9 protein-coding genes are annotated in these 7,820 nt (G+C 45.5%); 1 reads left to right on the forward strand and 8 read right to left on the reverse strand.

Annotated elements, in window-relative coordinates:
- The 7 genes from C1T29_RS15470 to C1T29_RS24865 all read right to left on the reverse strand — a co-directional run.
- Positions 1–592: glycoside hydrolase family 32 protein (locus C1T29_RS15470; RefSeq protein ID WP_208945498.1), on the reverse strand; the 592-nt coding region annotated here is incomplete at its 3' end.
- A 126-nt stretch (positions 593–718) separates the two neighbouring features.
- The gene (locus C1T29_RS15475) at positions 719–1,546 is read right to left on the reverse strand and encodes a PTS system mannose/fructose/sorbose family transporter subunit IID (protein WP_020452353.1); all 828 of its coding nucleotides are present in this window, start codon (positions 1,544–1,546) and stop codon (positions 719–721) included.
- 21 nt (positions 1,547–1,567) lie between these two features.
- A complete protein-coding gene (locus tag C1T29_RS15480; protein ID WP_020452354.1) occupies positions 1,568–2,371 on the reverse strand; it encodes a PTS mannose/fructose/sorbose transporter subunit IIC in 804 nt (267 codons plus the stop codon).
- Between the two features lie 18 nt (positions 2,372–2,389).
- Positions 2,390–2,881 carry a PTS sugar transporter subunit IIB gene (locus C1T29_RS15485; RefSeq protein ID WP_023855343.1) on the reverse strand — a complete coding sequence of 164 codons (492 nt, stop codon included), beginning with the start codon at positions 2,879–2,881 and terminating at the stop codon, positions 2,390–2,392.
- Positions 2,881–3,318: a mannose/fructose/sorbose PTS transporter subunit IIA gene (locus C1T29_RS15490; RefSeq protein ID WP_020452356.1), complete on the reverse strand. Its 438-nt coding sequence runs from the start codon at positions 3,316–3,318 to the stop codon at positions 2,881–2,883. Before C1T29_RS15490 ends, C1T29_RS15485 begins: the two co-directional genes overlap by 1 nt.
- A gap of 200 nt (positions 3,319–3,518) precedes the next feature.
- Positions 3,519–6,305 (reverse strand): sigma-54-dependent transcriptional regulator, encoded by a 2,787-nt coding sequence (locus C1T29_RS15495; RefSeq protein WP_208945499.1) that lies wholly within the window; start codon positions 6,303–6,305, stop codon positions 3,519–3,521.
- A gap of 647 nt (positions 6,306–6,952) precedes the next feature.
- Positions 6,953–7,156: a hypothetical protein gene (locus C1T29_RS24865; RefSeq protein WP_231516506.1), complete on the reverse strand. Its 204-nt coding sequence runs from the start codon at positions 7,154–7,156 to the stop codon at positions 6,953–6,955.
- Between the two features lie 120 nt (positions 7,157–7,276).
- On the opposite strand from C1T29_RS24865, the gene C1T29_RS15505 reads away from it, so the two are divergent.
- The gene (locus C1T29_RS15505; RefSeq protein WP_023855347.1) at positions 7,277–7,537 is read left to right on the forward strand and encodes a YrhK family protein; all 261 of its coding nucleotides are present in this window, start codon (positions 7,277–7,279) and stop codon (positions 7,535–7,537) included.
- An 82-nt stretch (positions 7,538–7,619) separates the two neighbouring features.
- Here the strand turns inward: C1T29_RS15505 and C1T29_RS15510 are convergent.
- Positions 7,620–7,820: CatA-like O-acetyltransferase (locus tag C1T29_RS15510; protein ID WP_231516507.1), on the reverse strand; the 201-nt coding region annotated here is incomplete at its 5' end.

Consider the following 7,820-nt stretch of genomic DNA (forward strand, 5'->3'; position numbering starts at 1 on the left):
TATAGATTAAAATTCGGTCGCCGCCCGCAAGCACCATCACCCACTTTTTCGTCTGTTTGTGCCAAACGACTTTCGGATCTCGGAAATCTCTTTTTCCCGGATTTGGAATGACGGGGTTGCCTGAGTACTTCGTCCATGTCCTGCCTTTGTCATTGCTGTACGCAATGCTTTGTACTTGTTCCCCGTCCCGGTCCTGCGTATAAATGGCAACGAGCGGCTTCTCCGTCCCTGTTTGAAACCCTGTTGTATTATGCCGATCGACGACAGCGCTTCCCGAAAAAATTGTCCCTTTTTCATCCGGATACAGCGCGACCGGCAAATGCTCCCACTTGACCAAATCTTTGCTTACTGCGTGCCCCCAATGCATCGGCCCCCAGCGCAAGCCATACGGATGATATTGATAAAACAGATGATATTCCCCCGCGTAATACACCATCCCGTTCGGGTCATTCATCCAGTTTGCTTCCGGCGTGAAATGATACTTGGGCCGATGATCCTCGTTATAGTAGTCCGGGTCGGCCGCAGCTGCGGAAAAGGCTTCCGGAAACATCATAGCCCCTATGATCCCCATCTGAATCATTCTCTTTTTCATCCCTTTTCTCCCCTCTTCTTCACACGGTTTTTACGGTTAAGGCAGGAAAGTCCAAACAGCCTCCCCCTTTTTGCGGCCGAATGGACCTGCCTCTCCAAAAGCTAAGAAAAGAACAACTAAATCATTTTATGCCAAAAAGCCAGCCCAATAGCCGACAATCCCGATGATAAAAATACCGAAAATCATGAGAAGAGGATTCACCCCTTTGCGAAGCATCCAGGCAGCGAGCAATGTCAATCCTAGAGGCAGTACCCCCGGCATGATGCTGTCTAAAATGTTTTGCACGGTCTGTACATCGACTTTGCCTGCATCATCTTTAATTCTCGACACGACGATCGGGATATTGATCGTCGTCCACTTGGAAACGAGCGCTCCCATCACAAACAGCCCGAGTATTGAAGCGCCTTCCGTCAGTTTCTGAATGCGGTTCCCGACCAAGTCCTGCAAAATTTCCATGCCTTTCACATAGCCGTACTTTAACCCGTAGTATTTTGTACTTAACCTGATCGCGTTGATTAAAAAGAAAAACAAAAGCGGGCCGGCGATGTTTCCGCTTAAAGCAAGCGACGCTCCCAAGGCTGCCAGAACGGGACGCAGCGTCCCCCAGAAAATCGGGTCGCCCACACCTGCCAACGGTCCCATTAAGCCGATTTTCATTCCATTAATCGCTTTGGCATCAATCTTTTTATTGTTGGCCATTTCTTCTTCCATCGCAGCGGTCACGCCGAATATCGGCGCTGTCAGCCACGGATGCGTATTAAACCATTCCAAGTGGCGCTGGAGCGCTTCGCTCCGTTTCGCTCCCGGACCGTACAATTTTTTGATCGCCGGAATCATGACGTAGCAGTAGCCGAGCGCCTGTACACGCTCAAAGTTAAATGATCCGAGCAAAAAGTTTGAGCGGATAAACATACTGAAAATCTCTTTCTTCGTTAACCTTTTTTCTGTGCTCATTATTCGTCCCTCCTTCAATAGTTAAGCATCCAGATCATCGTCATCATCATATGCAGCCACGCTGCTGTCACTGGCGGCGGCAACCGCCCCCTGCGCATGATTTTTTTGCATCACTTGCTGATATAAAAATGCCAGACAAAGCCCGAGGGCACCGAAGCCGACTAAATTGAAATCGGTAAACGCGGCCAGCAAAAAACCGATATAGAAAAACGGCTTCAAATACGGAATGTTCATCATGTTGATGACCATCGCATATCCGACAACAACGATAATGCCCCCGCCTATTTGCAAACCTTTTGTGATGACGTCCGGAATATTTCCCAAAAACGCCTGAACAGCGCTGACACTGATCAGAGCCACAATCAATGTCGGAATCATAACGCGCAGCGCCTGAAACGCCATGGCGGTAATATGCATGATTTCAATTCCTTTAAAATTGCCATCCTTTGCGTATTTGTCGGCGCGGTGAATTAAAAATACGGTGATCGTCCTGACGAAAATCGTCAGCGCCTGACCCGCAGCAGCCAAAGCCACCGCGACGGCAATCCCTTCACCGACTCCCTGATCGGCGGTAATCACTAAAATGGTCGAAATCACGGAAGCGATAGCCGTATCGGGGGCCATTGCAAGACCGACGTTCATCCAGCCAAGCGCCATCAGCTCCAGCGTTCCGCCGAGAATGATGCCTGTTTTCAGATCCCCGAGAACCAGGCCGACCAACGTGCAGGCAATCAGCGGACGGTGTGTCTGCCCTTCGTCCAATACACTACCGATACCTGTTATAGCTGCAATGACGAGCAGCAAAATAATTTGAATCGTTGACATGGCTTTAGAACCCTCCTTCTAGGATTTTATTGCGTTTCTTAAAATCTGCATAAAGTCTTCGCTCGAATCTGACGGCAGCTGCCTCAGTTCCAGCTTCACGCCCAATCCGTGCAATTGTTCAAACGATTTGATGTCCTTTTCAGTCACGCTTACCGATTTCGTGATTTGCCTGCGGTTATTCTCGAAGCGCATCCCGCCGACATTGACTGTTTCGATCGGAACACCTGCTTCGATTAAAGAAACAATGTCGCCCGGATTTTCGAATAACAGCATTGCCGTCGTATCTTCGTACCGCGGACTGTGAAACGCTTTGGCCATTTTGGAGATCGAAACGGCGCTGGCTTTCACATTTGAAGGTGCGACAGAAAGGATCAGCGTTTTTCTCATTTCGTCCTGCGCCACCTCATCAGAGACGACGATAATGCGGTCAGCAGCGTGGATTTTAATCCATCTTGTTAATACTTGGCCGTGAATAAAGCGGTCATCAATTCTTGCTAAAACGATTTTCATTACAATTCATCCTCTCTTCCCTGATTAGACTGACTGAATTTTTCCAATTGTTCGCTGCAGATTTGGAAGCATTCCCGGCTCATCTTTTTCAACTGGTTCAGCAGTTGTTTGAGCGGCATATGCTCCCTCAAGCTCAATGCCTCTAACAAAATCGGCAGGTTCACGCCGGCTGCCATATCGAATCTCCGCTCCTTCGCGATGTAAGGAGTCGCTGCGTTGTATGGCGTCCCGCCGAAAATATCCACTAAAAAAAGCACCTCGTGTTCCTCCGGAATGTCCTTCAGCGTCTGATGATATTTTTCTTGCAGTGTCTGAATGCCTTCCCCTTTCAGAAACGGCACCGCGATCAGGCTGTCTTCTTCTCCGAATATCATCCCTGAAGATTCTTTTAATGCTGTGGGAAAGTTTCCGTGGCCGCTGATAATGACTGTAATCATGTACATTGCTCCTTTCTTTTTTCGTTCGCTTATTTATAATGCAAGGATCGTGCCAACAAAGTTGTATTAAGCGCTTTCACTGCATCTCAAGACGAATGATTTTCAAGTTTGATACACATTCAAGCATAAAAATAAACCTGTATTAAAATGGGATTCCACTTAATACAGGTTTACCTGAAAAAATCGCTCATGGAAAACAGCTATAACTCTTCAGAAAAGATGGTCGCGATAAATATTTTTTCATCTTCGCTGATCGCGAGTCCAAGCTTTTCTTCGTAAGGCTTTAATGTTTTCTCTGTGATGTGAAGAACGTTTTGAAGCTGATCATTCATTTCTTCTTCCTCAGGAAAAGCGATCGGATTCTGTTTGATCACCCTTTCAAAAGCAAAAGCGGTATGCATGATGACTTTGATCAGCACCGCGTTGCTGAATGTGATGCGCAGTTCGTCTTGAACCGTCTGAAGCCACTCCAACAGCATGTCTATCATATGATAGGGATTCAAAAAGACAAGATATTTTTTCAGGCTGTCTTCGCACAGCTCCTTCACCACCACATTTTTACCGGATAATCCGCCGCTCGCAGGGATATTGCCGTTTCCAATCACTTGCTGAATCACTTTTTCTCCTTCGCCTTCAATCAATACTTCTAAAGGCACGTGCGGAGCATCGATTTTAGGATTCTTCGTGCCCACCGTGGCAAGGATCTCATACGTTTTTTCAATTTCTTTCATGCGGCTTGCTAATTTGATCGATGACACCGACAAAATGCTGATTTGTTCATCGGATGTCCTGCTCACGATTGCTGTTAAGATCTCTTCGAGCTTTTTCGCCGTTCCGCCGCCTGTCGTGCAAATGGAGACGATCGCCTTCTTTTTGCCTGAGACCCGCGGTTTATCGGCCCATAAATCGATGAAATCCTTTGTAACCGAATCATAGATGGCGTGCAAATTCAAATTCAAATAATTCACCTTGCGGACAGCATCAAGCACCATCGATGTCGTAACATTGCTGATCGTTTTTATTTTTACGCCCGTTTGTTGTTCGAGCCTTGTTTCCAGCATCGCAAGCGATCCCATGTCGACAAGCATTAATACGCCTTCTCCTTCATCAACCTGCTTCACTTTCTCCGCCAGACTGCTTACGATTTCCGCAGGTGAAACGGTCAAAGGCATATCAACCGCAGCAATCGGGGTGCTCCCCAGCAGTTCAGTGGCTACTTCAACCATAGAGCTCGCCGTGCTGTTTCCATGGGCCGCCACGACAATGCCCGTCCTTTTGTTTTCTTTCCATGATTTAATCGACTGAATCAGCATCGTCAAGTAGATGACTTCGATTTCCGGAACGGTTACTTTAAAATACGCTTGAATTTTATCTTTGAAAATCAGTGCGACCTCATATTCTTTCACATGGGTTTCCCTGATTTCATCTGTTTCCTGCGGGTTTAAAACATCAATCTGTTTTCCGCGCTTTAAAAATGCGGCGATGTGCATGCTCAGGAAATAGATGAATTTACGGTCGAATTTGCAGTCTAACTCATGTTCAGCGACTTCCTTTAATTCTTTCGTCATCTGAATCACGTCGTCTTCAACGAATTTGAGCAAGCTGTGGTTTTGAAGCATTTTCTGATTAAAAAAGCTTCTGACGTGGATATGAATATCCGTTAAAATATATTGATTGATTTGTTTTTTTGTTAAGCCTTCTTTATTCAGGATTTTCGCTTTTTCTTCTATGACATGGTATAAGTTAAATGAGTCATCGATTTTCGTTGTATCATCTTCCACAATCGGAGAGATGATCGTTGTAATGTTGACGTATTCAGAAATCATTTTGCTCCGTTCGATATTTTTGCTGCTGGACATCCAGTCCTGTTTGATCTCATCGGGAAGATCCCGGACGGTCAGTTCAACAACCTCGTCTTTGTCAAGGTTATTTAAAAATCCGTGCGCACAGACCAGCTGCACATTTGATTTCAGCTGCCCGACATTTCCGAATTTTGCAGAATGAATCAATGCATTATAGACGTCGATATGAACATTTAAGTTTTTCTTGATCCGCTCTGCTTCTTTCCCCAATAAAAAAGTTGTCAGCTCCACTCTTTCTCCAAGGGACCGTTCATCGAGCGACGGAATATGTACGGTCATCGGAATTCTCCGTAAAAATGTCTTCAGCAATGCAGAACTCGGGTTTTCTGTTGTTGCGCAGATAAACAGGACTTTTGCCGTTCGCTTATGCTCTGTTTCACCAAGCCTGTTGTATGTGCCGCTGTCAATGAAATAAAACAGCATTTCCTGCCCCTCCGGCGGGAGACGATGAATTTCATCCATAAACAGAATGCCCCCGTCCGCCTGTTCGACTAATCCTGCTTTGTCTTCGCCGGCACCTGTAAACGACCCTTTTTTATGTCCGAACAATTGCGAGAGCAATAATTGAGGATTGTTATAATAATCGGCACAGTTGAATGTGATGAACGGGGAATCGGGCTTCAATATGTCCGAATAAACGGCGAACTGGTAGATCCGGTTCGCAAACAGCGATTTACCTGAACCCGTCGGACCGAGCAGCAGCATGTGCAAGCCGTGCGGAGGATAAAAGACAGCCGCTTTCGCCTGAGAGATTGCCTTTTTCAAGCTCCCTTTAGCCCCGATCATGAGCTCGAGGGGATCGGCGGACATGTTACGCGCCGGCTTTTTTTGGCCGTCAGCCAGCCGCTTCAGTTCTTCAACCTCCATCAACTCTGAGTTCCATTTGATGTTCAAGATGTTTTCAACGATTTCCACCGGGACATAGCGCACAGGGAACGTTTTAATCTTGATCACCTTTTTGGCACGAACGAGATTGTTTAATTCAAAGCTGACATTTGAACGCTCCATTTGCAGCTGACCGGCGATTTCCTGAGCCGAATTCCCTTGTATCTTTAAAAGCTGATGGATATTCGTTTCGCGAAAATTATCCAGCAGCTGATGGTAGATTTTATCTATTCTTTTCATATGTATCATCCTTTGTTCTCGATTGATCAGCAAAAAGGCGGCAAACTTCTTGAAGATTCAGAACTTTAAAGCCGAATCACGGGATAAAAAAAAGATCTTTTACAGATTGACAATCCTGACTCTCCTACTTTTATATCGATTTGTTCGTGCTCTCATGACACAGTCTGGTGTTTTTGCTTCATCAGCATCCACAGAAACACCCCACCCAAAGTAGCAGCTTGTCAATAGTGTATCATTATTGAGAAAATATTGGTGAAAACATCCTGTATTTTTCTCTAAATGTAAATGTTTTGTGAAAGCTCTGCTGATCAATGTTCACTTCGATACCATGTTGGCCGAACGACCGGCTGCCTTAACTTTCACAAAAAAGGCCGTTGACGGTTCAACGGCCTCTATCTTTATGATTCATCTCCCTTTGAAAATAAACGATTCCTTTAAAAGTCTGCCTTCGCTCCCTTTTTCCGTCCAAATCAAGTCCACTTCCAATTCGGTCGCATTCTCTGCCAATAGCAAATTCCGGTGCTTGACAGGGCTTCCGTCATTTAAGCTTTTGGCTAAAGAGACCGCATTGTCGTGAGGAATATTCCAAAGCGAAAATTTCGTTGAAGAATTGGGTTCATTCCGATAGAGATAAATTTCCGCCGAAGCTACATCGTGTCCAATGTTTTTGATTTCGACAGCATAAGTATGAAACCTACCTTTTTCCGGCTTCGCCATTCAGTTTTACCGATTTGAACTTCCCATTGTTTTGAAGCCTGTTTAACCGGCAATTCTTCAAACGTCAGCGCTTTCGTTTCAAATGTCGGGACAATCATGCCGAACAGGCACAATGCACATATGAATAGCCGCATATTTTTCACTCCTCGATGGTCGATGTCCCCATATGTTTTTCCTTATTCATAAATCCTATGCATACCGACGTTTCACTCCTGCTTCCGGCAGGGTAATAAAAGGACTGGAGGGATCAAGCAATGCCGCAAAACCACAATGATCGATACGAACTCTTTTTCAAAAAAAGATACAAAGTTCTTCATACATTAAACGATTTTCTTATCGGTCTTTTATTCCTTGTCGGGAGCTTCTGTTTTTTCTTCGAGGAACTGAAGCCGGCGGGAATATGGATGTTTGTGATCGGCAGCTTTCAGCTGTTAATCAGGCCGACGATCCGTTTGGTTCATGATTTTCATTACCGGAAGTTTGTTGAGAGCCGGCGTTCCAAATCCCGTGAGTAAATTTAAACAGCAGGGAGAGATGGTAGGAGACCCGCTAAGAAGTGCATATAAAAAAGGCCGAATCCTATCGGCCTTTCCTCTGTCACATAAGCCACTCCTCACAATCGGCGGCAAGCCGTTCCAACTCGTTCATAAAAGCGCCGGCATGATAGCCGTCACACACTGCATGGTGTACTTGCAGGGAAACCGGCAAAAATGTTTCACCGCCTTCTGAAAAGTATTTCCCGTTTGTAATAATCGGCAGCAAGTGTTCGCTGTTATCTAGGTTTAAATTAAAGTTTGT

It is taken from the genome of Bacillus sp. MBGLi79 (assembly GCF_002953915.1).